General features: G+C 66.3%; 22 protein-coding genes. 18 read left to right on the top strand and 4 right to left on the bottom strand.

The annotated features are described in order from the left end of the window. Positions 1-61: 61 nt before the first annotated feature. Positions 62-520 carry an RbsD/FucU family protein gene (locus ACLE20_RS10950; protein ID WP_410940320.1) on the bottom strand — a complete coding sequence of 153 codons (459 nt, stop codon included), beginning with the start codon at positions 518-520 and terminating at the stop codon, positions 62-64. Between the two features lie 278 nt (positions 521-798). Here ACLE20_RS10950 and ACLE20_RS10945 point away from each other — a divergent pair, with 278 nt between their 5' ends. Genes ACLE20_RS10945 through ACLE20_RS10930 form a run of 4 tightly spaced genes read left to right on the top strand, consistent with a single transcriptional unit; the run spans position 799 to position 4,056 of the window. Beyond that, positions 799-1,812 carry a zinc-dependent alcohol dehydrogenase gene (locus ACLE20_RS10945; protein WP_410940319.1) on the top strand — a complete coding sequence of 338 codons (1,014 nt, stop codon included), beginning with the start codon at positions 799-801 and terminating at the stop codon, positions 1,810-1,812. Between the two features lie 14 nt (positions 1,813-1,826). Then, complete coding sequence (locus ACLE20_RS10940; protein ID WP_410940318.1) at positions 1,827-2,225, top strand: 6-pyruvoyl trahydropterin synthase family protein; 399 nt, start codon at positions 1,827-1,829, stop codon at positions 2,223-2,225. Next, complete coding sequence (locus ACLE20_RS10935; RefSeq protein ID WP_410940317.1) at positions 2,222-3,265, top strand: glycosyltransferase family 4 protein; 1,044 nt, start codon at positions 2,222-2,224, stop codon at positions 3,263-3,265. The genes ACLE20_RS10940 and ACLE20_RS10935 overlap by 4 nt, the downstream gene beginning before the upstream one ends. Beyond that, entirely contained in the window at positions 3,262-4,056 is a 795-nt protein-coding gene (locus ACLE20_RS10930; RefSeq protein ID WP_410940316.1) for a methyltransferase type 11, read from the top strand. Before ACLE20_RS10935 ends, ACLE20_RS10930 begins: the two co-directional genes overlap by 4 nt. On the opposite strand, the gene ACLE20_RS10925 is transcribed toward ACLE20_RS10930, so the two are convergent. Together ACLE20_RS10925 and ACLE20_RS10920 are read right to left on the bottom strand one after the other, a co-directional pair. Beyond that, entirely contained in the window at positions 3,952-4,815 is an 864-nt protein-coding gene (locus tag ACLE20_RS10925) for a RibD family protein (protein ID WP_410940315.1), read from the bottom strand. The genes ACLE20_RS10930 and ACLE20_RS10925 overlap by 105 nt on opposite strands. Positions 4,816-4,834: 19 nt before the next feature. Next, positions 4,835-5,365 carry a cytochrome b gene (locus tag ACLE20_RS10920; protein WP_410940512.1) on the bottom strand — a complete coding sequence of 177 codons (531 nt, stop codon included), beginning with the start codon at positions 5,363-5,365 and terminating at the stop codon, positions 4,835-4,837. A gap of 295 nt (positions 5,366-5,660) precedes the next feature. Between ACLE20_RS10920 and ACLE20_RS10915 the strand changes: the two genes are divergently transcribed. Further along, the gene (locus tag ACLE20_RS10915) at positions 5,661-6,824 is read left to right on the top strand and encodes a serine hydrolase (protein ID WP_410940314.1); all 1,164 of its coding nucleotides are present in this window, start codon (positions 5,661-5,663) and stop codon (positions 6,822-6,824) included. Positions 6,825-6,857: 33 nt separating this feature from the next. On the opposite strand, the gene ACLE20_RS10910 is transcribed toward ACLE20_RS10915, so the two are convergent. Further along, a complete protein-coding gene (locus ACLE20_RS10910) occupies positions 6,858-8,009 on the bottom strand; it encodes a dihydrodipicolinate synthase family protein (protein WP_410940511.1) in 1,152 nt (383 codons plus the stop codon). A gap of 252 nt (positions 8,010-8,261) precedes the next feature. On the opposite strand from ACLE20_RS10910, the gene ACLE20_RS10905 reads away from it, so the two are divergent. The 13 genes from ACLE20_RS10905 to ACLE20_RS10845 all read left to right on the top strand — a co-directional run bounded on the left by ACLE20_RS10905 (position 8,262) and on the right by ACLE20_RS10845 (position 24,445). After that, a complete protein-coding gene (locus ACLE20_RS10905) occupies positions 8,262-9,308 on the top strand; it encodes a LacI family DNA-binding transcriptional regulator (protein ID WP_410940313.1) in 1,047 nt (348 codons plus the stop codon). Beyond that, a complete protein-coding gene (locus tag ACLE20_RS10900) occupies positions 9,305-10,309 on the top strand; it encodes a Gfo/Idh/MocA family protein (protein ID WP_410940312.1) in 1,005 nt (334 codons plus the stop codon). The genes ACLE20_RS10905 and ACLE20_RS10900 overlap by 4 nt, the downstream gene beginning before the upstream one ends. A gap of 12 nt (positions 10,310-10,321) precedes the next feature. Beyond that, positions 10,322-11,935, top strand: a complete 1,614-nt coding sequence (locus ACLE20_RS10895; RefSeq protein WP_410940311.1) for an acyl CoA:acetate/3-ketoacid CoA transferase — start codon at positions 10,322-10,324, stop codon at positions 11,933-11,935. Beyond that, positions 11,928-12,710 carry an enoyl-CoA hydratase/isomerase family protein gene (locus ACLE20_RS10890; protein ID WP_410940310.1) on the top strand — a complete coding sequence of 261 codons (783 nt, stop codon included), beginning with the start codon at positions 11,928-11,930 and terminating at the stop codon, positions 12,708-12,710. Before ACLE20_RS10895 ends, ACLE20_RS10890 begins: the two co-directional genes overlap by 8 nt. Further along, on the top strand, positions 12,707-14,227 hold the full coding sequence (locus tag ACLE20_RS10885) for an aldehyde dehydrogenase family protein (RefSeq protein ID WP_410940309.1): 1,521 nt from the start codon (positions 12,707-12,709) through the stop codon (positions 14,225-14,227). The genes ACLE20_RS10890 and ACLE20_RS10885 overlap by 4 nt, the downstream gene beginning before the upstream one ends. Before the next feature lie 90 nt (positions 14,228-14,317). Continuing rightward, positions 14,318-15,574 carry an ABC transporter substrate-binding protein gene (locus tag ACLE20_RS10880; RefSeq protein ID WP_410940308.1) on the top strand — a complete coding sequence of 419 codons (1,257 nt, stop codon included), beginning with the start codon at positions 14,318-14,320 and terminating at the stop codon, positions 15,572-15,574. Positions 15,575-15,725: 151 nt separating this feature from the next. Continuing rightward, complete coding sequence (locus ACLE20_RS10875; protein ID WP_410940307.1) at positions 15,726-16,604, top strand: carbohydrate ABC transporter permease; 879 nt, start codon at positions 15,726-15,728, stop codon at positions 16,602-16,604. Then, a complete protein-coding gene (locus ACLE20_RS10870) occupies positions 16,604-17,488 on the top strand; it encodes a carbohydrate ABC transporter permease (protein ID WP_410940306.1) in 885 nt (294 codons plus the stop codon). The genes ACLE20_RS10875 and ACLE20_RS10870 overlap by 1 nt, the downstream gene beginning before the upstream one ends. Positions 17,489-17,491: 3 nt before the next feature. Then, a complete protein-coding gene (locus ACLE20_RS10865; protein ID WP_410940305.1) occupies positions 17,492-18,607 on the top strand; it encodes an ABC transporter ATP-binding protein in 1,116 nt (371 codons plus the stop codon). Between the two features lie 20 nt (positions 18,608-18,627). Continuing rightward, positions 18,628-20,133 carry a GMC oxidoreductase gene (locus tag ACLE20_RS10860; RefSeq protein ID WP_410940304.1) on the top strand — a complete coding sequence of 502 codons (1,506 nt, stop codon included), beginning with the start codon at positions 18,628-18,630 and terminating at the stop codon, positions 20,131-20,133. Continuing rightward, positions 20,130-20,906, top strand: a complete 777-nt coding sequence (locus ACLE20_RS10855; RefSeq protein ID WP_410940303.1) for a 3-ketoacyl-ACP reductase — start codon at positions 20,130-20,132, stop codon at positions 20,904-20,906. The genes ACLE20_RS10860 and ACLE20_RS10855 overlap by 4 nt, the downstream gene beginning before the upstream one ends. Positions 20,907-20,932: 26 nt before the next feature. Then, the gene (locus tag ACLE20_RS10850; protein WP_410940302.1) at positions 20,933-22,588 is read left to right on the top strand and encodes a GMC family oxidoreductase; all 1,656 of its coding nucleotides are present in this window, start codon (positions 20,933-20,935) and stop codon (positions 22,586-22,588) included. Between the two features lie 585 nt (positions 22,589-23,173). Continuing rightward, positions 23,174-24,445: a glycerate kinase gene (locus ACLE20_RS10845; protein ID WP_410940301.1), complete on the top strand. Its 1,272-nt coding sequence runs from the start codon at positions 23,174-23,176 to the stop codon at positions 24,443-24,445. Positions 24,446-24,447 lie beyond the last annotated feature (2 nt).

Below are 24,447 nucleotides of genomic sequence, written 5' to 3'. Positions count from 1 at the left end.
GCGCCGAAACAGCTTCGATTCGAGCGCTCGCGCAGTGGCGACGCTGCGCGTAGCGGAGGCATCAATGGCTGGAAGCCGGGGGAATCACACCCTTGGTGAACAGGAAGCAGCCGTAGAAGCGCGTCTCGCCGGTGGTGATGACGCAATAGGCTTTCTTGGCAAGGTCGTAGAAGGCGAATCGCTCGATGCCGTACATGGGGCAGGGTTTGCCCTCGGCCCGGTCGATTTCCGCCTGCACCTCGCGCTGGACATCGGTCACCTCGTCCGGAGCGCCCATGACCTCCATGCGGCCGGCCGAGTTCTGCAGGGGCGTGTCGAGCGGCAGGACCGAGAGGATGGCGGCAACAGCCTCGGTGGCCGAGACATTGGCGATCGACAACGGCCGGCCGATCACGGTCTGGCGGGCGACACTGTCGGTCGGGAAATTCGTGTCCGAGACGACCAGCGTATCGCCGTGGCCCATGGAACGGAGCGCGTGCAGCACGTCGGCATTGAGCGCGGGATTGATATTCTTGAGCAAAAGGACCTCCCTGTCTGGTGCCGGGCGATTGCTGGGCCCAGGCGGCGACCGGTATAGCCTGTCGCTGACGCGGCGGCGAGGGAAAAGCCGGGGTTTCATGGCCGGAGGACAGTGCCCTTTCCGCACCGTCGGTTGCCGCGCTTGCACCTCGATCTCCGGCGACAAACATGCAAGACTTGGGATCACCAACTGGACGGTTCGATGCACGCTTCTGCCAAGCCATGTTTGCCGCTGCTCCCCTCCCGCAGCCCATCCGCACGTCCGCGCGAGAGCGCCTGATGCCTGAGCATCGCGATGCACTGCTGGATATGGATCCTATCGCCGGCCCGCATACGGCCCACGCATTCTGGATCGAGGCGGCGGGGCGCGGCGTGCTTCGGCCTGAAGCTCTCGCGCCCCGCGGCGAGAGCGAGGTGCTGGTCCGCACGCTCTGGAGCGGCATCAGCCGGGGGACAGAATCACTCGTCTTCAAGGGTCTGGTGCCGGAAAGCGAATATGAACGCATGCGCGGCCCGTTCATGGGCGGCGAATTTCCTTTTCCCGTCAAATATGGCTATGCCGCCGTCGGACTCGTCGAAGAGGGGCCGGAACCGCTGATCGGTCGCCCCGTCTTCGCGCTTCAGCCGCATCAGGACCTCTTCATCGTTGCCGCAGACATGGTACGGCCATTGCCAGACACTGTACCGGCTCGGCGGGCGATCCTGGCCGCCAATATGGAAACGGCGCTGACCATCCTCTGGGATGCCGGTATTCAGGCGGGCGACCGGGTTGCCGTGTTCGGCGCCGGCGTGGTCGGCAGCCTCGTCGCCCATCTCGCCGCTCGCGTTCCCGCGACGCAGGTCCGGCTGATCGACCGCAATCCGCAGCGCGCGGCGCTGGCAGCCGAGCTTGGCCTGTCCTTCTCCACCACCGATCGCCTCGAAGGATCCTTCGACGTGCTGGTGAATGCCAGCGCCGCCGAAGATGCGCTGGCGCAGGCGATCGACCATGCCGGCTTTGAAGCGCGGATCGTCGAAGCGAGCTGGTATGGCGACCGCCGGGTGACGATCCCGCTCGGCGGCGCATTCCACTCCCGTCGGCTGCAAATCGTCAGCTCGCAGGTCGGCGGCATTCCCGCCGGCCGCCGCGCCCGCTGGACCTATGCCCGACGGATGACGACAGCGCTCGATCTGCTCGCCGACCCGCGGCTCGACCGGCTGATCTCGGGCGAAACAGATTTCGCCGCACTGCCCGGCACCTACGCCGAAATCCTGTCGGCCTCCGACACTCTATGCCACGCCATCCGCTACTGACGAGAGAAATCCCCATGTTTGCCATCGAAGTTCGAGACCATGTGATGATCGCCCACAGCCTGCCGCGTCCGGTGTTCGGCCCCGCCCAGGGCTTGCATGGCGCAACCTATGTGGTCGATGCAGCCTTCTTCACCGCCGATGTGGACGAGGACGGGCTGGCGGTCGACATCGGCGCTGCGACCTCGGTGCTTGCCGAGGTGCTGAAGCCGCTCAACTACCAGAACCTCGATACGCTCGCGCTCTTCAAGGGCAAGGTCACCACCACCGAAGTCGTCGCCCGCCATATTTTCGATGCCCTGGCCGAAGCGGTTAAGGAAAAGCGGCTCGGGCCGGGCAGCCACCGCATCCGGCGGCTCAAGGTGACGCTGCATGAATCGCATGCGGCGCGCGGCTGGTACGAGGCCGAGCTATGAGCCGCGTCCTTGCCTTCGCCTATCCGGGCGACCTGTCGCTGCGCACGGGTGGCTATGGCTATGACCGGCGGGTCATCGCCGAGCTTCAAGCCCTCGGCTGGACCGTAACCCTCTTGCCGCTGGGCGACGGCTTTCCGGCCCCCTCCGCCGAGACCCTTGCCAATGCGGAAGCGGCGTTGTCCGCCCTACCGGACCGCTCGCTCGTGGTGATCGATGGTCTCGCTTATGGCGTGCTCGACAGCTGGGCCAATGCGGAGGCCGAAAGGCTGCGCATCGTCGCGCTCGTCCACCATCCGCTGGCGCTCGAAACGGGCCTTGCCAGCGACGAGCAGGCGCGGCTGCGCGCCAGCGAGCGGCGCGCGCTCGAAGCCGCCCGGCATGTCATCGTGACCTCGCCGATGACCGCGCGAGAACTCTCTGCCAATTTCGCCGTGAGCCCCGAGCGGATCACCGTGGCCCTGCCGGGCACCGACCCGGCGGAGCCCGCCGGCGGCGCGCATAGCGTCCCGCAGATCCTTTCGGTCGGCACGCTGTCCCAGCGCAAGGGTCACGACATCCTGATCGCCGCCCTGAAAACCATCGAGGATCTCGACTGGCAGGCAACGATCATCGGCAGCCGGACGCTGGACCCGGCAACGACGGGGGCCCTGGAACGGCAGATCGAGACGCTCGGTCTCGGCCAGCGCATCCAGCTGACGGGAGAGATCCAGGATCCGCGCCCCGCCTTCGCCGCCGCCGATCTCTTCGCGCTGGCCTCGCGCTATGAAGGCTATGGCATGGTCTTCGCCGAGGCCCTGGCCCATGGTCTGCCGATCGTCGCCTGCGCGGCCGGGGCCGTGCCGGAGGTGGTTCCGCCGGCCGCCGGGCTCCTGGTCCCCGTCGACAATGTCGAGGCGTTCGCCTCGGCTTTGCGGCGATTGCTGGAGGACGGAAAGGAGCGACGCGGTCGGGCGGCGGCGGCCTATGCGGCAGGCAGCGAGCTGCCGAGCTGGACCGACAGCGCCGCCATCATCGCCCGCAGCCTGGATGTGCTCGCGTGAGTGGTTTCTATGCCGGCTGGCTCGAGTTGAGGGAGCCTGCCGACCAGGCGGCACGGGACCCGGCGCTTGTCGCAGCCCTTGCGGACTATCTCGCGCTTCTTCCCTCGCCTGCGCTGCTCGATATCGGCTGCGGCACCGGTTCCACCTGGCGCAACGTTTCGCCCGTCCTGCCCGGATCGACCCGCTGGCATCTGCTCGACCATGACGTGGCACTCCTCGATCAGGCCCGGCGGAGCATCGGCCCGTCGGAGCTGGTCACGATCGACCGCTTCGACCTGACGCGACTGGATGACCTGCCGCTCGACGGCATGTCTGTGCTGTCGGCATCGGCCCTGTTCGACCTCTGCTCCGCATCCTTCTGCGATCGGCTGGTGGAACGGCTCGCCGCCGCGAAAGTGGGCTTCTATGCGGCGCTGACCTATGACGGGCTGACCGACTGGACGATCCCCCATGCTCTCGACGCGGAGGTGGTCGCCGATTTCAACCGCCATCAGACCGGTGACAAGGGTTTTGGACCTGCGCTTGGGCCCGGGGCAACCGATCATCTTCAAGGCGCCCTGGCCGCACATGGCTATCGGACGTCTGTCCAGCCGAGCCCTTGGCGACTGCAAAACGATCAGCGCGCCCTGCAGCACGCCTTCCTTGAAGGTTTCGAGCGGCCGCTCGCCGAGATCGGCCGGCTCGGCTCAGGCGACGTTTTGGCGTGGCTCGCCTTCCGGAAGGATGCCGTCGACACGCCCGGCAGCCTCTGCCGCGTCGGCCATCGCGACCTTCTGGCCCTGCCGGGCTGAGGTGGCCTTGAGATCGCAATCGAACAGGATGTCGTCCCCCAGGCTGTAGAGACGTGACACCGGCCGGCAGGCGCTCGACAGCCGTTCGATCGGCGAGAGTGCGATGCCCGCCGGTCCCGAGCCGATGATCAGCGGCGCGATCGAAATATGAAGCCGATCGACGAGGCCGGCATCGACGAAACGGGCGATCGTACGCGCTCCACCTTCGACCAGGATCTTGCTGAGCCCGCGGCGATCAAGCGCAGCGAGGATTGAATCGGCCGTGATGCCACATCCGGCCCGCGGCAGGGCAATCGTGTCCGCCGGCAGCGCTTTTTCTGGCGCGTGGGCGCCGCGAATGACGAGGACGGGAGCGAGCCCATCATGAAACAAGCTTTCCCGCCCGGTCAGGACGCCGTCACAATCGATGACGACGCGTACGGGGTTCGGCCCTGTCACGGCGCGGACCGAGAGCCGCGGATCGTCCATCTGCACCGTTGTGACCCCGACAATAACGGCATCGACCAGCGCCCGGCAGCGATGCAGATGCGCGATGCCCTCGGGACAGGAGATGTCACGAGCATCGCCGGAGGGCGTCGCCACCCGGCCATCGAGCGACTGCCCGACCTGGGCCAGCACGAAACGCCCGCGCGCGGCGGCGATCGGCTCGTAAAGGGCGAGAACCGGATCGGCCGGGTCGGGCTTGACCTCGGCCCGCCCTGCTTTGACGGCAAGAAGACGCGCCCAGAGCCGGTCGGTCATGTCGATGCTGTGCATCATGAAACGTGTCGTCCTTCCGTCAGATCATGCGGTTCAGTGTGCCGTCACGGCGCACGGCCTGATGATAGATCGTGGCTGCGAGATGAAGCGCGACGAGGACCAGCAGCATCCAGGCACAGGCGGTGTGCAGGCTCAAGAGCGGACCAGCGAGATCCGGCACCTTGCCGATCGGGCTCCACACCGTAACCAGCCCGAACCAGTGCAAGGGAAACCCATAAGCATTGCTGGCGAGGAATCCCGAGACCGGCATGACAATGAGGAGGAGATAGAGCAGGCCATGCACCAGACCAGCGACGCGCTGCATCGTCACTGAGCCCTCCTTCGCAGGAGCGGAGTGGGCGAGCCGCACGCCGACCCGCAGCAGCATGAGCCACAGCACCAGAAATCCGAAGCTTTCATGCAGGAGATAGAAGCTCGGCTTCACCTCGTCCTTGACGAAGCCGATCATCAGGCCCAGCGGCCAAATGAGGAAGACCAGCGCGGCGATGAGCCAATGAAGCAGGATCAGCCGACCCGCGTAGCGTGATCGATCAAGCGCGTTCTCCGCCATCTCTGTCACGTCCAGCCTCCATCATACGACGCTCAGCCATGCATCCGGCTAATCAGCAAGACTGAATAATCATCCGGCTACCGAGAAAGGCAAGCGAAAGTCGTCGGAACGGTTCCATTCTCACGCAGTGGTGAGCGGCTCGACGCCCGGGGCAAAGGCCGGCAGGTACGAGATCCGCGCTCGAATGACGCCGTCTCGCCCGGGCACAGAGCGCGATAGCAGCATGGTGCAGAAAGGTTTTGGTAAGCAGAATCGAACTAAGCCGCGGCCCGATCTGACGCTTGAGGAGTTCACCATGCAGATGAAGTGCGTTTGGAAGGCGGCGATGATGCTGCCATTGATCCTGTCTGGCACGCTGCCGGCTCAAGCCGCGGACGAGGTCGAGGGGGCGGTGCGCCGTGCGGTCGAGCCGGTGATGGCGGAAGAGGATATTCCGGGCCTCTCGGTCGGCCTGCTCGTCAAGGGCGAGCCGCGCGTCTTCCACTTCGGGCGGCAGGCGCGCCAGGGCGATGCGGCGGTTACCGATCGAACGCTCTTCGAGATCGGCTCGCTCTCCAAGACCTATACGGGCACCTTGCTCGGCCGGCTGGCGGCAGAGGGCACGATCGATCTCTCCGCCCGGGCGGAAAGCGTGCTGCCGGCGCTCGAGGGTCATCCGCTCGGCGGGGCGACCCTTCAGCAACTCGCGACCTATACGTCCGGCGGCCTGCCCCTGCAGGTTCCCGACACCGTCACCGAGGCAACCCTGCTCCCCTATCTGCAGGCCTTCCAACCCGAGAGCAAGATCGGCACCGAACGGCTCTATTCCAATGTCGCGATCGGCCTGTCCGGCTTCCTCGCCGCCAAGGCAGCGGGAGCGCCCTTTGCCGCGGCGATGGAGAGCAAGCTGTTCTCTCCGCTCAACCTCAAGGATACGATGCTTGTGGTGCCCAAGGCTCGGCAGGCGGATTACGCCCAGGGCTATCGGCGCGACAACGCCCCTGTTCGCGTGACGCCCGGCCTGTTCGACGAGCAGGCCTATGGCGTGAAGACCACTGCGCGGGATGTCTTGAAGTTCCTCGCCGCTGCGGCCAAGCCGGAGGACCTGCCCTTCGAACTCGCCGAAGGATTCCGGATATCTCAACGGGGTGTCTACCGCGTCAAGGCCATGCATCAGGGTCTCGGATGGGAGCTGTATGCCGCGCCGGCCGAGCTCAATGCGCTGATGCAGGGTGCCGACCCGGATTTCATCCTGAAGCCCAACCCGGTGGGGCTCGTCGGCGAGCCGGTCACCGGCCCTGCCGTCGGGACACTGTCGAAGACCGGATCGACGGCCGGCTTCGGCGCCTATGCCCTGCTCCAGCCCGCCCGCAACAGCGGCATCGTGCTGCTGGCCAACCGCTTCTGGCCGAACGACCGGCGCATCCGCCTCGCGCATGACATTCTGGCCGCGGTCGATCCCGACTTCTTCGCCCAGTAGCCGGCATTGCAAGAGGGTGAGCGGCTGGGAGGCTCAGTCGCCGCCGAGCACGCCCACTAGCTTGCGCATGCGTTCGACCGCCAGATCCGGCCGGTCGAGCACATTGGCCTGGTCGGCAAGGCGGAAGACCTCGGCATAATGGAGGAGACTGCGGGCCGATTGCAGGCCGGCCGGCATGGTGAAATGCGCCTGATGGCCGTTGAGCCAGGCGAGGAAGACGACGCCCGCCTTGTAATATTGGGTCGGGGCTTCGAAAATTTTCCGTGACAGCGGCACGGTCGGCGCGATGACGGCGCGGAAGGTCTCGACATCGCCTTCCGCCAGCGCCGCGAGCGCCTTGGAGGCCGATGGCGCGACGGCATCGAAGATCCCGAGCAGCGCATGGCTGTGCCGCTCGCCGTCGCCCTCGATCAGGCTCGCATAGTTGAAATCGTCGCCGGTGAAGCACAGAACACCCTCCGGCAGGCGCCGGCGCAGGGCGATCTCATAGGCCTCGTCGAGCAACGAGATCTTGATGCCTTCCACCTTGTCGCGATGCGCCTCGATGATGCCGAGCACCGTCTCCAGCGCTCCCTCGAAATTCGTGCTGCCCCAATAGCCGGCAAGCTGCGGGTCGAACATGTCGCCCAGCCAGTGCAGCACGACCTTATCCTTGGCTTGAGAGAGCAGTCGGCCATAGACGGTCGCGTAGTCGTCTGGCGAGCGGGCGATGCGGGCGAGCGCGCGGCTCGCCATCAGGATCGCCCTGCCGCCATGGCGCTCGATCCAGTCGAACTGCGTCTCATAGGCGCGGATCACATCGTCCAGCGAACGGGCCTCGCCCGGCGCCAGCTGGTCGGTGCCAGCTCCGCAGGCAAGATCGGCGCCCGGCACGCTACGCGCTTCATCGAGCGACCGCCGGATCAGGATCTGCGCGCCCGCCCAGTCGAGCCCGAGGCCGCGCTGCGAGGTGTCCATCGCCTCGGCAATCTTGAAGCCCAGGCTCCAGAGATGATGACGGAAGGCCATTGTCGCCTTCCAGTCGATCGCCGGCTGCCCCCAGGGGTCGGTCTCGGCCCGCGGATCGGAAACGATATGGGCCGCCGCATAAGCGATGCGGCTGAAGCGAGGCGGCGTCGTCGGCCGATCGACCGGCGTCCCGACGAGGCGATAGGCAGCCCGGGCCCCTCCCGGGAGAGGCAGCATCAGCAGGTCGGTCACGGTTATCCTCCACATACGATGATGAAGCCGGATAATTTAGACCGTTCCAAATGGCAAGGGCAAAGTTTCGGATCTGCGGAGGAGAGTGGCTGCCCGACAGATGCTTTTTCGCAACGCAATGCGCAGTTTCCGTGGTGCAACGTGCTGCTTCATTGCCTTAGGTCAACGGCAGATTACCGCTTGACGACTTGGAACGATCCAATTAGACCGGTCCATATCGAGTGTGGGAGGCAGGACATGGCGAAGGGGCGGGTGACGGTGATCGACATCGCCAAGGCTGCCGGCGTGTCCAAGTCCACCGTGTCGCTGGTGCTGCAGGGATCCGGCCTCGTCAACGAGACGACCCGCGCCAAGGTGACCGCGACCATGCGCGAGCTCGGCTATGTCTATAATCGCGGCGCGGCCAATCTGCGCCAGGCCAATGCCAAGTCCCGCATCATCGGCGTCGTGGTCAACGATCTCACCAACAGCTTCTTTGCCGAGATCGCCGTCGGCGTCGACATGGTCGTTCAGTCGGCAGGCTTCGTGCAGTTCCTTTCCAACACCAGCGAGAATATCGACCGGCAGCGCGAGGTGATCGCCTCCATGCGCGAGCATGGCATTTCCGGCCTGATCCTCTCCCCGGCACGCGGCACCGAGGCCGCCGATCTCAAGCCGCTCTCGGCGGCGGGCATTCCCGTCGTGGTCATGGTACGCTCCGTGCCGGGCTCGAAGGCCTCCTCCATCACCTCGGACAATCGCGCCGGCATCGCGCTCGCCGTCGCCCATCTGGCCCGGCTCGGCCATGCCCGCATCGCCTTTCTCGGCGGCTTTCCGGATACGGCGATCTTCGAGGAGCGCGTCGGCGGCTATCGCGCCGCCATGGCCGAGTCGGGTCTTGCGGTCAACGAGGCGCTGATCATCCCTTCCTCCCCCTCGCGCGCCGGCGGTGCGGAAGCAGTCGGCCGCGCCTTGGCCGCAGCGGAGCCGGCGACGGCGGCAGTCTGCTTCAATGATGCGGTCGCCTTTGGCGCCTATGACGGGCTGCGGGCCCGACGGCTGGAGCCGGGCGCCGATTTCGCCGTGGTCGGCTTCGACGATGTGATCGAGGCGAAGACCGCGGTGCCGGCGCTGACCACCATTGCGGTGGACCCGGAAGGCATGGGGCGTCGCGCAGCCCAGATGCTGCTCAAGCAGATCAATGCCGGCACGATCGAGGCGGAGACGATCGTCGGCGCCGTGCGGCTTGCGGTTCGCGACAGCTGCGGCGCTGCACGGCGGGACATTCGGAGGAGTTTGGCATGACGGTGCGGTGGGGACTGATCGGCGCGAGTACGATCGCCAGGGAATGGATGATCGACGCGATCCGCGCCACGGGGGGCGAGGTGACCGCGGTCATGAGCACGAGCCCGGAACGGGCCCGCAGCTATGCCGCGGACGCCGGCATCGCCAAGGGCGTTTCGGACCTCGCGGCCCTGGTCGAGGATCCGGAGGTCGACGCGGTCTATATCTCGACGACCAACGAGCTGCATCGCGACCAGGCGATCGCCGCAGCCCGAGCCGGCAAGCATTTGCTTTGCGAAAAGCCGCTGGCGCTCTCTCTCGCCGATGCCCATGCCATGCGTCGCGCGGCAAAGGAGGCCGGCGTGGTGCTGGCCACCAATCACCATCTGCGCAATGCGGCGAGCCATATCGCCATGCGCGACGCGGTCGCCGCCGGCCGGATCGGCCGCGTCCTTTCCGCCCGCGTCTTCCACGCCGTCTATCTGCCCGCCCATCTCCAGGGCTGGCGGCTCGATACGCCGGCGGCCGGCGGTGGTGTCATTCTCGACATCACCGTGCACGACACGGACACGCTGCGCTTCGTGCTCGGGCAGGATCCGGTGGAGGTCACCGCGTTTTCGCAGGCGGGCGGCATGGGCAAGGCCGGGCTCGAGGATGCGGTCATGGGCGTCATGCGCTTTGCCGATGGGTCGATCGCCCAGTTCCACGATGGCTTCACGACGAAATTCGCCGGCACCGGCTTCGAGGTGCATGGCAGCGAAGGCTCGCTCATCGCCCGCGATGTGATGACGCAGCGTCCGATCGGCAGCGTGGCTCTGCGCACCGAGGCGGGTGAGGAGAGCCTGCCGCTCGCCCACGGCAATCTCTACGAGCGCGGGCTGACAGCCTTCCACAGGGCGATTGCCGGCGAGGGCGAGGCCTCGGCCACGGATACGGACGGCATCTGGTCGCTCGCCACCGGGCTCGCGGTGGTGGAGAGCGCCAGGAGCGGCCGGGCCGTACGCGTCGAGACAGGATTGTAAGGGCAGAGCCGCATGAGCAAGCATATCACCCCCGCCGAGGCCGCCGCACTGATCCCCGATGGCGCCATCGTCTCAGTTTCCTCCTCCAGCGGACTTGGCTGTCCGGACCTGATGCTGAAGGCGATCGGCGAGCGCTTCGAGGCGACCGGCCATCCGCGCGGCATCACCACGCTGCATCCGATCGCCGCCGGCGACATGAGCGGCATCAAGGGTGTCGACCACATCGCGAAAAAGGGCCTGCTCGCCCGCATTCTCGGCGGCTCCTACCCGTCCGGCCCCTCTACCGCCGAGCCGCCCTTGATCTGGCAGATGATCACCGGCGACGAAATCCCCGCCTACAACATCCCGTCCGGCATTCTCTTCGACATGCATCGCGAGGCGGCGGCCAAGCGGCCGGGCGTGCTGACCAAGGTCGGACTCGACACCTTCGTCGATCCGGCGCGCCAGGGCTGCGCCATGAACGAGAGCGCCAGCCGCGAGCCGATCGTCAAGCGCGTCGCCTTCGAAGGCGAGGATTGGCTGTTCTTCGCGCCGATCGTTCCACAGGTGACGATCCTGCGGGCGACCACGGCGGACGAGCGCGGCAACCTGACATACGAGCACGAGGGCGCCACCCTCGGCGGCCTCGACCAGGCGCTCGCCGCCCGCAACAATGGCGGCATCGTCATCGCCCAAGTCAAGCGCATCACCAAGCAGGGCAGCCTGAAGCCGCACGACGTGCGGGTGCCCGGCATGCTGGTCGATTATGTGATTACCGATCCCGACCAGAAGCAGACGACGCAGACACTCTATGATCCGGCGATCTCCGGCGAAATCTCGCTCCCGCTCGACCGGTTCGACGTGCCGGCCTTCAATGTGCAGAAGGTCATTGCACGGCGGGTGGCGCAGGAGCTGTCCGCCGGCGCCTGCGTCAATCTGGGCTTCGGCATTTCCGCCAATGTGCCGCGCATCCTGATGGAGGAAGGCCGGCATGGCGATGTCACCTGGGTGATCGAGCAGGGGGCCGTCGGCGGCGTGCCGCTCCTCGATTTTGCCTTTGGCTGCGCCTCCAATGCCGATGCCTATATGCCCTCGCCCTATCAGTTCACCTATTTCCAGGGCGGCGGCTTCGATGCATCGCTGCTCTCCTTCCTCGAGATCGGCGAGGACGGCTCGGTCAATGTCTCGCGGCTCTCCTTCCGCCCGCATGTGACCGCCGGCGCCGGCGGCTTCGTCGACATCACCGCCCGGGCCCGCAAGATCGTCTTCTCAGGCATGTTCAACGCGGGCGCCAAGCTCGATCTGCGCGAGGGCGCTCTGGTGATCGAGAGGGAAGGCAAGCTCAAGAAGCTGGTCAAGACGGTGGAGCATGTCACCTTTTCCGGGCCGCGGGCGATCGCCCAGGGCCAGGACATCACCTATGTCACCGAGCGTGGCGTGATGCGGCTGACGGAGAAAGGCCTGATGCTGACCGAGATCGCGCCGGGCGTCGATCTCCAAACCCATATCCTTGCCCAGTCGGAATTTCCGCTCATCGTCTCCGAGCAACTGAAGGTCATGGATGCTGCCTTGTTCGCGGAGGCGCCAATCGGCCTCAGCCTGCCGCAGAAGGCGCAGCCGCGCCTGCAAGGCGTCTATCATGACTAGCGGCACGGTGGAGATCACGCGCGACGGCGCGGTTGCGGTCCTGACGGTCAGCCGGCCGGAGAAGCTCAACGCGCTCGACCTCGACATGCTGGCGGCGCTGGGGGAGGCGGCCGACAGGATCGAGGCGGACAGGCAGATCCGCGCCGCCGTTCTCACCGGCGCCGGCCGCGGTTTCTCTGCCGGCGGCGACATCAAGGCCTGGGCCGGCATGAGCCCGCCGGAGTTCGGACATGGCTGGGTGCGCCACGGCCACCGCGTCTTCGAACGGCTGGCGACGTTGCGCATGCCGCTCGTCGCGGCGCTGAACGGCCATGCGCTGGGCGGCGGGCTGGAACTGGCCGGCATTGCCGATATCCGCATCGCCGAGCGGCAGATCCGCATCGGCCTGCCGGAAACCGGGCTCGGCATGGTGCCCGGATGGTCGGGCACGCAGCGGCTGGTGCGCCGCTTCGGCGCGCAGACCGTACGGCGCATGGCGCTCGGCGGCGAGATCTTTTCCGCCGACACGGCGCTCGGCCTCGGCCTCGTCGACCAGGTGGTCGAAACCGGGACCGCGCTGGAGGCAGCGAGAACCTATGCGCAGACCATTGCAGCGCGCGGCCCGGCGGCGATTGAGGTCGCCAAGCTGATGATCGCGGTCGCAAGCGGCGAGGACCGCGGCGAGGCGGTGGAGGCGCTGGGCTCGATCCTGGTCGCCGGAACCGGCGATCTCAAGGAGGGCGTCGCCGCCTTCACGCAGAAGCGCCCGGCACAATTCAAGGGAGACTGGTCATGACAATTTCTATCCCGCCCAAGGCGCTGGAAGCCCTCGCGGCGCGCGACTTCAAGATGCTGATCGACGGCCGCTGGCTGGAAGCCGGTGCCGCGCCGATCGAGCGTGTCGCCCCGAGCCATGGCGTCGTGGTCAGCCGTTTCCAGGCTGGCACAAAGGCCGATGCCGAGCGCGCCATCGCCGCCGCCCGCCGCGCCTTTGACACCGGCCCCTGGCCGCGCATGACGGCCGCGCAGCGGTCCACCATCCTGCTCAAGGCCGCCGATCTGATCGCCGCACGTGCCGAGGAGATCGTGGCGCTTGACGTGATCGAGGCCGGCAAGCCGATCAGCCAGGTGCGCGGCGAGATCGCCGGCGCCGTCGATATCTGGCGCTATGCCGCGGCACTGGCCCGCGACCTGCATGGTGAAAGCTACAACACGCTTGGCGACGGTACGCTCGGCGTCGTGCTGCGCGAGGCGATCGGCGTCGTCTCGATCATCACACCCTGGAACTTCCCCTTCCTGATCGTCAGCCAGAAGCTGCCCTTCGCGATCGCGGCCGGCTGCACCACGGTGGTCAAGCCGTCTGAGCTCTCCTCCGGCTCGACCGTGATCCTCGGCGAAATCCTGCAGGAGGCCGGCGTGCCGGATGGCGTCGTCAACATCGTCACCGGCACCGGCGCAGAGGTCGGCGCGGTGCTCACCGCCCATCCGGACATCGACATGGTCTCCTTCACCGGATCGACCGGCGTCGGCAAGCTGACGATGACCAACGCTGCGACGACGCTCAAGAAGGTGTCGCTGGAGCTCGGCGGCAAGAACCCACAGATCGTCTTCCCCGATGCCGATCTTGATGCCTTCGTCGATGCCGCCGTGTTCGGCGCCTATTTCAACGCCGGCGAATGCTGCAATGCCGGCTCGCGGCTGATCCTGCACAAGAGCATTGCCGAGGAGATGGTTGCGCGTATTGCCCGCCTGTCTGCCGAGGTGAAGGTCGGCGATCCGCTCGATCCGACGACTCAGGTTGGTGCGATCATCACGCCGCAGCATTTCGAGAAGATTGCCGGCTATGTGAATGCGGCTTCGCAAGCCGGTGCGCAGCTTGCCCATGGCGGCGGCGCGCTCGATCTCGGCCGCGGCCAGTTCATGGCGCCGACCATTCTCTCCGGCGTGACGCGCGACATGGCGGTGGCGCGTGAAGAAGTCTTCGGCCCGGTGCTCTCGGTCCTCACCTTCGAGACGGTTGAGGAAGCGATCTCGATTGCCAACGCTGTCGATTATGGCCTCTCAGCCGGGGTCTGGAGCCGCGACTTCGATACCTGCCTGACGATCGGCCGGCGGATCAGGGCCGGGACAATCTGGATGAACACTTTCATGGACGGCGCCTCGGAACTGCCCTTCGGCGGCATGAAGCAGTCCGGCCTCGGCCGGGAACTCGGCCGGCATGCGGTGGAGGACTACACGGAGACCAAGACGCTCAACATGCATATCGGCGCGCGCACCAGCTGGTGGATGCCGCAGACGGAAAGGCTGGCCTGAGGAGGCCGGTTGGAGACAGCGCCTGAGGAGGGCGCTTGAAAAGGGGCGGGATCAATCCTGCCTTGGCAACTTGCAACATGGGAGGAACATATGCGCAAGTTTCTGACGACCACGGCGCTCGCCGTGACGATGACCGCCGGCCTGCTTTCCGCAGGCCTGGCACGGGCTGCCGAGAATGTCGAGGTCCTGCATTGGTGGACCTCGGGCGGCGAAGCGGCGGCGCTCGACGTGCTGAAGAAGGACCTCGAAACCAAGAACATCTCCTGGACCGACATGCCGGTGGCCGGCGGCGGCGGCACGGAGGCAATGACGGTGCTGCGCGCCCGCGTCACCTCCGGCAATGCGCCGACCGCGGTCCAGATGCTCGGCTTCGACATTCTCGATTGGGCCAAGGAAGGCTCGCTCGGCAATCTCGACGACGTCGCTTCCAAGGAAGGCTGGGACAAGGTAATCCCGGCCGCCCTGCAGAAGTTCTCCAAATATGACGGCCACTGGATCGCAGCCCCCGTCAACGTCCATTCCACCAACTGGGTCTGGATCAACAAGGCCGCGCTCGACAAGGCCGGCGGCAAGGAGCCGCAGAACTGGGACGAACTCGTCGCGCTGCTCGACAACTTCAAGGCCCAGGGCATCACCCCGATCGCGGCCGGCGGCCAGCCCTGGCAGGATGCGACCCTCTTCGATGCCGTCGTGCTCTCGCTCGGCACCGATTTCTACAAGCAGGCCTTCATCGATCTCGATCCGGCGGCCCTCGGCGGCGACAAGATGAAGACCGCCTTCGAGCGGCTCGCCAAGCTGCGCACCTATGTGGACGACAACTTCTCCGGCCGCGACTGGAATCTGGCCTCCGCCATGGTGATCGAGGGCAAGGCCGGGCTGCAGTTCATGGGCGACTGGGCCAAGGGCGAATTCATCAAGGCCGGCAAGAAGCCGGGCACCGACTTCGTCTGCATGCGCTATCCGGAAACGCAAGGGTCGGTCACCTTCAACTCCGACCAGTTCGTCATGTTCAAGGTGGCCGCCGACAAGGAAGCCGCCCAGCGCGAAATGGCGGCTGCGATCGAAAGCCCGACCTTCCAGTCGGCCTTCAACGTGGTCAAGGGTTCGGCACCAGCCCGCACCGACGTCCCCAACGCGGCCTTCGACGATTGCGGCAAGAAGGCGATCGCCGATCTCGCGGATGCCGACAAGAACGGCAAGCTCTTCGGTTCCATGGCGCATGGCCATGCCAACCCGGCCGCGGTGAAGAACGCCATCTACGACGTCGTCACTCGCGCCTTCAACGGCGACCTTTCGCCCGAAGACGCCACCAAGGAACTGCCGGCTGCCGTCGCCGCCGCTCAGTAAGAGGCACGACTTGCATTAACGGCCCTCTACGGCTCCCCGGCATCGTCATTTCCGACGATGCCGGGGACCGCCGGTCCGTCCGTCCTCCGACCCTTCGATGGCGGCGGCCTGTCCGCCTCCATCCCTCCCCCACTCATCCTGGTGATCCCTCATGGAAAGTCGCAGCCGGCTGCAGGAACTGTTGCCAAAGCTCGTCCTGGCGCCGAGCTTCGTCATCGTCGTCATCTTCGTCTATGGGTTCATCGCCTATACTGGCTTCCTGTCGCTGACAGACAGCAAGATGCTGCCGTCCTACAACGTCATCGGGCTTACCAATTACGCAAAGCTCTGGGCCCTGCCCCACTGGTGGCGGGCGATCACCAATCTGGCGATCTTCGCCTCACTCTACATCGTCATTTGCTCGGTGCTCGGCCTCGTGCTCGCCATCCTGCTCGACCAGAAGATTCGCGGCGAGGGCTTGCTGCGGCCGATCTATCTCTATCCGATGGCGCTCTCCTTCATCGTCACCGGCACGGCCTGGAAATGGTTTCTCGATCCCGGCATCGGGCTGCAGAACACCATGCGGCTCTGGGGCTGGGAAAGCTTCAGCTTCACCTGGATCAAGGACAGCCAGATGGCGATCTATTGCGTCGTCATCGCCGCCGTCTGGCAATCCTCCGGCTTCGTCATGGCGATGTTCCTGGCGGGTCTGCGCGGTGTCGACAATGAGATGATCAAGGCCGCCCAGATCGACGGCGCCTCGCCGGTTACCATCTACCGCCGGATCATCATTCCGCTGATGCGGCCGGTCTTTCTCTCCGCCTTCGTCGTCCTCGCCCATCTTGCCATCAAGGCCTACGACCTTGTTGTGGCGCTGACCGGCGGCGGGCCGGGACAGGCGACCGAGCTGCCGGCCACCTTCATGTATTCCTACACCTTCACCCGCAATTCCATGGGCATCGGCGCCTCCTCGGCGATCATCATGCTCGTCATGATCTTCTCGATCATCATCCCCTACCTCTATTCCGAAGTTCGCGGAGGAAAACGCTGATGAGCGCCGGTGCTTCGCCCGACAACGCCCTCTCGCACGGGATCCTCGTGCGCGCATTGATCTACACGGCGCTGATCCTGTTCGCGATCTACTACATGCTGCCGCTCTACGTGATGCTGGTGAATTCCTTCAAGCCGCTGGAGGAGATCCGCCAGGGCGGCATGCTCAACCTGCCTCAGGTCTGGACGATCGACCCCTGGCTTTCGGCCTGGTCGACGGCCCAGATCGGCGTGCAGCCGACCGGACTGAAGCCCTTCTTCCTGAACTCGATCCTGATGGTCATCCCGGCCGTCGCGATCTCCACGATCGTCGGCGCGCTGAACGGCTATGTGCTGACCAAATGGCAGTTTCGCGGCTCGAATGTCTTCTTCGGCCTGCTGCTGCTCTCCTGCTTCATCCCCTTCCAGATCGTGCTCATCCCCATGGCGCGCATCCTCGGCGTGCTGGGTCTTGCGGGCAGCATCTGGGGGCTGATCCTCGTCCATGTCATCTACGGCCTCGGCTTCACCACGCTCTACTTCCGGAATTATTACGAGAATTTCCCGACCGAGCTGGTCCGCGCCGCGCAGATCGACGGGGCAAGCTTCTTCCAGATCTTCCGGCGCATCCTGCTGCCCTCCTCCGGGCCGATCATCGTCGTCTCGGTCATCTGGCAGTTCACCAATATCTGGAACGACTTCCTGTTCGGGGCCTCCTTCTCCGGACCCTATTCCACGCCGATGACGGTGGCGCTGAACAACCTCGTCTCCTCCTCCACCGGCGTGAAGGAATACAATGTCCATTTCGCCGGCGCGATCCTCGCCGCCCTGCCCACCCTCATCGTCTACATCGTCTCCGGCCGCTATTTCGTGCGCGGGCTGATGTCGGGCGCCGTGAAAGGTTAAGCCATGTCGTTCCTGACTATTTCCCACTTACGCAAATCCTACGGCGCGTTGGAAATCCTCAAGGATATCAATCTTGAGATCGAGGAGGGCGGCTTCCTCGTGCTGGTCGGCCCGTCCGGCTGCGGCAAGTCGACCCTGCTCAACGCGATTGCGGGGCTGGAGCCGATCACCTCAGGCGAGATCTCGATCAACGGCCGCAATGTCGCCTCCCTGCCACCCTCGCAGCGCGACATCGCCATGGTCTTCCAGTCCTATGCGCTCTATCCGAACATGACGGTGGCCGGAAACATCGCCTTCGGCATGGAAATCCGCAAGGTGCCGAAGGCGGAGCGGGAGAAGGCGATCAAGCAGGTCTCGGACATCCTGCAGATCGGCCATCTGCTCGACCGCAAGCCGAGCCAGCTGTCCGGTGGCCAGCGCCAGCGTGTCGCCATGGGCCGGGCACTGGTGCGCAACCCGCAGGTCTTCCTCTTCGACGAGCCGCTCTCCAACCTCGACGCCAAGCTGCGGGTCGACATGCGCACCGAAATCAAGCGCCTGCACCAGCGTATGAAGACGACGATCGTTTATGTGACGCATGACCAAATCGAGGCGATGACGCTCGCCACCAAGATCGCGGTGCTCAAGGATGGCGTCTTGCAGCAATTCGGCACGCCGGCCGAGATCTACAACAATCCGGTCAACATGTTCGTCGCCGACTTCATGGGATCGCCGGCCATGAATCTGCTCTCCGCTACGGTCGAGCCTTCGGCCGAAGGGCTGGCGATCAGCCTGCCGCGTCCGAACGGCGCACCGATCCGCCTGCCGGTGGCGGCGGGGCGCGAAGGGTTGGCCGCCCATGCCGGACGCGAGATCGTCTTCGGCATCCGCCCGGAGGCGCTGACCGACCCGGACGGGGCGGACCGCAATGCCCGCATGATCGCGGAAGGCGATTGCCTGATCGAGGTGGTGGAGCCTGCCGGTTCAGACACCTTCGCCGTCACCAAGCTCGGCGGCAAGGAGGTGGTGGCGCGGCTTCGGGCGGATGCCCGTATTCAGGCCGGCCAGATGGCCCGCCTCGCCTTCAATCTCGACAAGGCCGTGTTCTTCGACCCGAAGAGCCAGAGCCGGATTGCGTAAGATGAGAGTGAGCATGTGAGATGAGCGAGACGCCAGACATTGTGATCATCGGTTCGGGCATCGGCGGCGCCACGGTCGCGGCCGGGTTGGCGCCAAGCGGCGCCCGTATCCTCATCCTCGAGGCCGGCGACCATCTGCCCGACCGGCCGGAGAACCGCGATCCGCGCGCCATTTTCCAGCGCGGCCATTTCCGGCCGAAGGAAACCTGGTACGAGCGCGACGGCACCGGCTTCAACCCCGGCAACTATTACAATGTCGGCGGCAATTCGAAGTTCTTCGGCGCGGTCATGCTGCGCTACCGGCGCGAGGACTTTGCCGAGCTCGCCCATCTGGAAGGCGTCTCGCCGGCCTGGCCCTTTCCCTATGAGGAGCTCGAGCCCTGGTACAGCCGGGCCGAACAGATGTATCATGTGCGCGGGCGGCAGGGCGAGGACCCGACCGAGCCGCCGCATTCGGCTGACTATGCCTACCCGCCGATCCCCGACGAGCCGCCGATTGCCGATGTGCGGGCGCGGCTGAAGGCGCAGGGGCTGCACCCCTTCTCCCTGCCGCTCGCCGTCGATATCGACCGCTGGCTCGCCAAGGCCAAGACTCCCTGGGATGCCCATCCGAATTCGAACGACGGCAAGATGGATGCCGAGGCCTCGGCGCTGTCGATCGCGCTGCGCCACCCGAACGTCTCGCTCCTCACCCAGGCCAAGGTGCGGCGGCTGGAAGCGGGCGACAACGGCGCCATCGAACGCATCCATTACGAGCGCGACGGCCAGACGGCGGTCCTCTCCCCGAAGCTGGTGATCCTGGCCGCCGGCGCCGTGCAATCGGCCGTGCTGCTGCTGCGCTCGGCCGACAGCCGCCATCCGCGCGGCCTTGCGAACGGCTCCGACCAGGTTGGCCGCAATTTCATGAACCACAATTCCTCGGCCGTGATCGCCATTTCGCCGCGCTATCGCAACACGTCGATCTATCAGAAGACCTTCGCCTTCAACGATTTCTATCTCTCCGACGGCGAAGGCGGGCCGCCGCTCGGCAATGTCCAGCTGCTCGGCCGCATCTCCGCCGCCGTGCTCAAGGGTACGCTGCCCAAGGTGCCGGAATGGGCGCTGGCGCCGATGACCGACCGCGCCATCGATTTCTACGCCATGAGCGAGGACATCCCCCACCCCGAAAGCCGGATCATGGTCGAGGGGGAGCGGATCGTGCTGCAATGGCACCGCACCAACTGGGATGCGCATCTCCTGCTCGTCGCCAAGCTCAAGGCCGTGCTGAAGGCGGCCGGCTTCCCGCTCGTGCTCTCCCGCCCTTTTGACAAGCGCACGCCGTCCCATCAATGCGGCACGGTGCGCATGGGGACGGACCCTGAAACGGCGCCACTCGATATCTTCTGCCGCGCCTTCGAACATCCGAACCTCTTCGTCGTCGATGCGAGCTTCCTGCCGACCTCGGCCGCCGTCAATCCGGCCCTGACCATTGCCGCCCAGGCGCTGCGCGTCGCCGATCATATCGTCAGCACGGAGCTGGCCGCATGAGCGAGGGGGGAACGCGCCCGGTGGCGATCGTCACCGGCGGGCGGCGCGGCATCGGGCTCGGCATCGCGCTGGCGCTTGCGGCCACCGGCTTCGACATTGCCATTACAGGCCTCGGTCCCGCGCCGGAGCGGGACGAGGCGCTGGAGGCGATCCGGGCAGAGGGGGCCGACGCCTTCTATGTCCAGGCGGATCTCGCAGCGCTCGACGGGCATGAGGCCTCGATCGCCGCCATCCTCGCCCGCTTCGGCCGCATCGATTGCCTGGTCAACAATGCCGGGATCTCCGCCCTGGTGCGCGGCGACTTCCTCGATCTGACGCCGGAGAACTTCGATGCGATCATGGCGATCAACCTGCGCGGCACGCTGTTCTTCACCCAGGCGGTGGTTCGGGCGATGCTGTCGGCGAAGGCCGCGCGGCCCCGCTCGATCATCACCATCACCTCCGTCTCCGCCGCCGCCAGCTCGCCCGAGCGGCTCGACTATTGCATCAGCAAGGCCGCGCTTTCGGCCTTCTCGCAAGGGTTGGCGCTGCGGCTGGCGCCGAGCGGCATCGGCGTCTTCGAGCTTCGCCCCGGCATCATCCGCACCGACATGACCGCCGGCGTCGCCGACAAATATGACGCGCTGATCGCCGGCGGCCTGGTGCCGGTCGGCCGCTGGGGTGAACCCGGCGATATCGGCGCCATCTGCGCCGCGCTAGCCTCCGGCAGCTTCGCCTTTGCGACCGGCAGCGTCATCGATGCCGATGGCGGCCTTTCCATTCCGCGCCTCTGACAGGACCGATCTGACAGGACAGACCTATGACCTATGATTACATCATCACCGGCGCCGGCCCGGCCGGCTGCGTGCTCGCCAACCGGCTGAGCGAGGATCCGACCGTCACGGTGCTACTGCTGGAAGCGGGCGGCGGCGACTGGAACCCTCTCTTCCACATGCCGGCGGGCTTCGCCAAGATGACCAAGGGCGTGGCGAGCTGGGGCTGGGAGACCGTGCCGCAGAAGCACATGAAGGGCCGCGTGCTGCGCTACACCCAGGCCAAGGTGATCGGCGGCGGCTCCTCGATCAATGCCCAGCTCTATACCCGCGGCAATGCCGCCGACTACGATCTCTGGGCGGCCGAGGAAGGCTGCGAGGGATGGGACTATCGCTCCGTCCTCCCTTATTTCAAGCGGGCGGAAGACAATCAGCGCTTTGCCGATGATTACCACAGCTATGGCGGGCCGCTCGGCGTCTCGATGCCCGTCTCGGCCCTGCCGATCTGCGATGCCTATATCCGCGCCGGCCAGGAACTCGGAATTCCCTATAATCACGATTTCAACGGCCGCCAGCAGGCGGGCCTCGGCTTCTACCAGCTGACCCAGCGCGACCGCCGTCGCTCCTCGGCCTCGCTCGCCTATCTCTCGCCGATCAAGGACCGCCGCAACCTGACGATCCGCACCGGCACCCGCGTCACCCGCATCCTGCTGGAGGGCCAACGCGCGACCGGTGTGGAGATCGCAACGCCGAAAGGGCTGGAGACGCTGCGTGTCGAGCGCGAGGTGCTGGTCACCTCCGGCGCGATCGGCTCGCCGAAGCTGCTCCTCCAATCCGGCATCGGCCCGGCCGATCATCTCTCCGCCGTCGGCGTGCCGGTGCGCCATGATCTGCCGGGCGTCGGCTCCAATCTGCAGGATCATCTTGATCTCTTCGTGATCGCCGAATGCACGGGCGATCATACCTATGACAGCGTCGCCAAGCTGCATCGCACGCTCTGGGCCGGGCTCGAATATCTCCTGTTCCGCTCCGGCCCCGTCGCCTCCTCCCTCTTCGAGACCGGCGGTTTCTGGTATGCCGATCCCGATGCCCGCTCGCCGGATATCCAGTTTCATCTGGGCCTCGGCTCCGGCATCGAGGCGGGCGTTGAGAAGCTCAAGAATGCCGGCGTAACGCTCAATTCCGCCTATCTGCATCCCCGCTCGCGCGGCACGGTGCGCCTCAGCGCCGCCGATCCGGCGGCCGCCCCGCTGATCGACCCGAACTACTGGTCCGATCCGCATGACCGCGCCATGTCGCTCGAAGGTTTGAGGATCGCGCGCGAGATCTTCCAGCAGCCGGCGCTGGAACGCTATATCCTGGCCGAGCGCTTGCCGGGGCCGAAGGTCGCGACCGAGCAGGAGCTCTTCGACTATGGCTGCGCCAACGCCAAGACCGACCATCACCCGGTCGGCACTTGCCGCATGGGCACCGGGCCGGATGCTGTGGTGGGGCTCGACCTCAAGGTGCGGGGCCTCGAAGGCCTGCGCGTCTGCGATTCCTCGGTCATGCCGCGCGTTCCCTCTTGCAACACCAATGCGCCGACCATCATGATGGGCGAAAAGGGGGCGGACATCATCCGCGGCCTGCCGCCGCTTCCCCCCGCCATCTTCGCCCATGAACGCAACGAGACGCGGCCACGGGCCCGTACCGGGATCCGGTGATCATGACCTCCGCAGGCTGCGGCCTTCCACCTTCGCCGTTTCCGTCGAAACACCCCCTCTGCCTGCCGGCATCGCCCCCACAAGGGGGGAGAGCGATGGGCGCAGGCCGCTCGCTTCCTCTTGGACTCAATTGCCTCGACTCAACCGCGGTCTTCATCCCCGTCGACTCCACCGCAGTTTTCCACCCGACAAGTCTCTCGCGGACATCCGCCCTCTCCCGTGGCAGGCGTCCGCCCCATGGTTTCTCCCCCCTTGTGGGGGAGATGGGCGGCAGCCCAGAGGGGGTCTGCGCGCGCCCCGCGCGCACACCCCACCGACAAAGCGATCGCCGAGAGAAAGTCCCCCTCTGCCTGCCGGCATCTCCCCCACAAGGGGGGAGAGGGCTGGGGCCTCGACACGCGCTTCCTCTTGGACCTCGTTGTCTCGAATCCAGCGTTGACTACAACCCGACAAGCCTCTCCCACGAGCACGCCGTCTCATGTCGCAGGCATCCGCTCCACGGTCTCTCCCCCCTTGTGGGGGAGATGCCGGCAGGCAGAGGGGGTCCTGGCTCCGGACAGGAAACGAACCGGTGGGAGCACGCTCATGATCGCTAACCCCCGTGCTTTCCTCGCCGACCTCTTCGCCCGCGCCGTCCAGGCAGCGGAGCCGGAGGCGGCGTTGCGGCGGGTGCTGCCTGAGCGGCCGAAGGGGCGGACTGTCGTGGTCGGGGCCGGCAAGGCGGCGAGCCAGATGGCGGCGGCCTTCGAACGGCTGTGGGACGGCCCGCTCGAGGGCGTGGTCGTGGCCCGCCATGGGCCAGTCGAGCCCTGCCGGCACATTCGCGTGCTGCAGGCCGCCCATCCGGTGCCGGACACGGCGGGGATCGCCGGTGCCGAGGCGCTGCTTCGCCAGGTGGAGGGGCTGACGGCGGACGATCTGGTCGTGGCATTGATCTCGGGTGGCGGCTCGGCCCTGCTGCCGGCGCCGCCGCATGGCTTCGAGCTTGCTGACGAGATCGCCCTCAACCAGGCCCTGCTTGCCTCCGGCGCGCCGATCGCCGCGATGAATGTGGTGCGCAAGCATTTCTCGCGCATCAAGGGCGGGCGGCTGGCTGAGCAGGCCCGCCCGGCGCGGCTCGTCACCATCATCGTTTCCGACGTGCCCGGCGATTCCCCCGCGGCGGTCGCCTCCGGCCCGACCGTGCCGGATGAGAGTGGAGCCGACGAGGCGCTGCGCATCCTTCGCGACTACCGCATCGACCTGCCGGCGCCCATCTTAGCTGCGATCGGACGGGCCGAAGCGCCACGACCCGGTTTGGCTGGCGATCAGACGGTCAAGGTCATCGCCTCAGCACGCGTCTCGCTGGAAGCGGCGGCGGCCGAGGCGGCGGCGCGCGGCGTGACGCCGCTGCTCATTTCCGACGGCATCGAGGGCGAGGCGCGCGACATCGGCCGCATGCATGCTGCCCTTGCCCGCGAATTTGCGACCCGCACGGCGCCGGTGACGCGGCCGCTGGTGATGATCTCCGGCGGAGAGACGACGGTGACGATTCGCGACGGGATCTATGGCAAGGGCGGCCGCAATTCCGAACTTCTGCTCGCGGCCGCGATCGATATCGAGGGGCTCGCCGGCGTGACCGCGCTCAGCGCCGATACGGACGGCATTGACGGGTCGGAGGACAATGCAGGCGCCTTTTGCGACGGCGGCACCGCCGCCCGCATCCGCGCAGCCGGCGGCGATGCCCGCAGCCTCTTGGCCCGCCATGAGGCTTGGTCGGCCTTCCGGCTGGCGGGGGACCTGTTCGTGCCGGGTCCGACCGGCACCAATGTCAATGATTTCCGCGCCTTCCTGATCGAGGACCAACCGAGACGCTAAGC

The organism is Rhizobium sp. YIM 134829, from assembly GCF_046546455.1.
This window is presented reverse-complemented; position numbering and strand designations above follow the sequence as displayed.